General features: G+C 50.8%; 9 tRNA genes and 2 rRNA genes. All 11 read left to right on the plus strand.

Annotated elements, in window-relative coordinates:
* Window positions 1-9: 9 nt before the first annotated feature.
* Window positions 10-125 (plus strand): 5S ribosomal RNA (rrf, locus tag CZ382_RS00005).
* A 12-nt stretch (window positions 126-137) separates the two neighbouring features.
* Window positions 138-213: transfer RNA gene (locus CZ382_RS00010), tRNA-Val, on the plus strand.
* Window positions 214-235: 22 nt separating this feature from the next.
* Window positions 236-311 (plus strand) — tRNA-Thr (locus tag CZ382_RS00015).
* Window positions 312-335: 24 nt separating this feature from the next.
* Window positions 336-411, plus strand: a tRNA-Lys gene (locus tag CZ382_RS00020).
* 7 nt (window positions 412-418) lie between these two features.
* Window positions 419-503, plus strand: a tRNA-Leu gene (locus tag CZ382_RS00025).
* A gap of 18 nt (window positions 504-521) precedes the next feature.
* A tRNA-Gly gene (locus tag CZ382_RS00030) sits at window positions 522-596 on the plus strand.
* 8 nt (window positions 597-604) lie between these two features.
* Window positions 605-693 (plus strand) — tRNA-Leu (locus CZ382_RS00035).
* A 3-nt stretch (window positions 694-696) separates the two neighbouring features.
* Window positions 697-773: transfer RNA gene (locus CZ382_RS00040), tRNA-Arg, on the plus strand.
* A 7-nt stretch (window positions 774-780) separates the two neighbouring features.
* Window positions 781-857, plus strand: a tRNA-Pro gene (locus CZ382_RS00045).
* Between the two features lie 7 nt (window positions 858-864).
* A tRNA-Ala gene (locus tag CZ382_RS00050) sits at window positions 865-940 on the plus strand.
* 245 nt (window positions 941-1,185) lie between these two features.
* Window positions 1,186-1,311: ribosomal RNA gene (locus CZ382_RS00055) — 16S ribosomal RNA — on the plus strand; the annotation flags it as partial.

A 1,311-nucleotide genomic window follows, 5' to 3' on the forward strand; every position in this document is an offset into this window, starting at 1 on the left:
CCCTATATGTCTGGTAGCAATAGCGGAGAGGTCACACCTGTTCCCATGCCGAACACAGTAGTTAAGCTCTCCAGCGCCGATGGTAGTTGGGGCTTTGCCCCTGCAAGAGTAGGACGCCGCCAGGCTACATAAGTGTCGGAGGATTAGCTCAGCTGGGAGAGCACCTGCCTTACAAGCAGGGGGTCGCAGGTTCGAGCCCTGCATCCTCCACCATTTGTTTTTTATAACTACATAAGCCGGCCTAGCTCAATTGGTAGAGCAACTGACTTGTAATCAGTAGGTTGGGGGTTCAAGTCCTCTGGCCGGCACCATTTTTGATGCATATAACTTTTTTGGAGCCATTAGCTCAGTCGGTAGAGCATCTGACTTTTAATCAGAGGGTCGGAGGTTCGAATCCTCCATGGCTCACCAAGGTTTTGCGGGTGTGGCGGAATTGGCAGACGCGCTAGACTTAGGATCTAGTGTCTTTCGACGTGGGGGTTCGACTCCCTTCACCCGCACCATTCATTTCAATGTATTAAGCGGAAGTAGTTCAGTGGTAGAACACCACCTTGCCAAGGTGGGGGTCGCGGGTTCGAATCCCGTCTTCCGCTCCAATTCCCATGCCGGGGTGGCGGAATTGGCAGACGCACAGGACTTAAAATCCTGCGGTAGGTTTCTACCGTGCCGGTTCGAGTCCGGCCCTCGGCACCATATGCGCCCGTAGCTCAATTGGATAGAGCGTTTGACTACGGATCAAAAGGTTAGGGGTTCGACTCCTCTCGGGCGCGCCATATTTTGCGGGAAGTAGCTCAGCTTGGTAGAGCACATGGTTTGGGACCATGGGGTCGCAGGTTCGAATCCTGTCTTCCCGACCATTTTGAAGGGGCCTTAGCTCAGCTGGGAGAGCGCCTGCTTTGCACGCAGGAGGTCAGCGGTTCGATCCCGCTAGGCTCCACCATATTATTTCCAAACCTAAAAAAAGTTATTGACAAATGCTTGTTAGGTTGATATAATAATCAAGTCGCCAAAATTAGAGCGACAAAACATTTGCTCTTTGAAAACTGAACAAAACAACCAGTATGTAACGGATGTCAGAGGTCAGAAGCCGGAGGTCAGATTCCGATGAAGTCTTTTGACACTGAAATCAAATTTTTGAAGCTAAGACATTTCATAAGATTAATTGGTGTTAGTCTTATACAAATTTTTTTGGAGAGTTTGATCTTGGCTCAGGACGAACGCTGGCGGCGTGCCTAATACATGCAAGTCGAGCGCGGGAAGCAAGCGGAATCCTTCGGGAGGACGCTAGTGGAACGAGCGGCGGACGGGTGA

The sequence above is a fragment of the Virgibacillus dakarensis genome (assembly GCF_900155625.1).
Classification (GTDB): domain Bacteria; phylum Bacillota; class Bacilli; order Bacillales; family Amphibacillaceae; genus Lentibacillus_C; species Lentibacillus_C populi.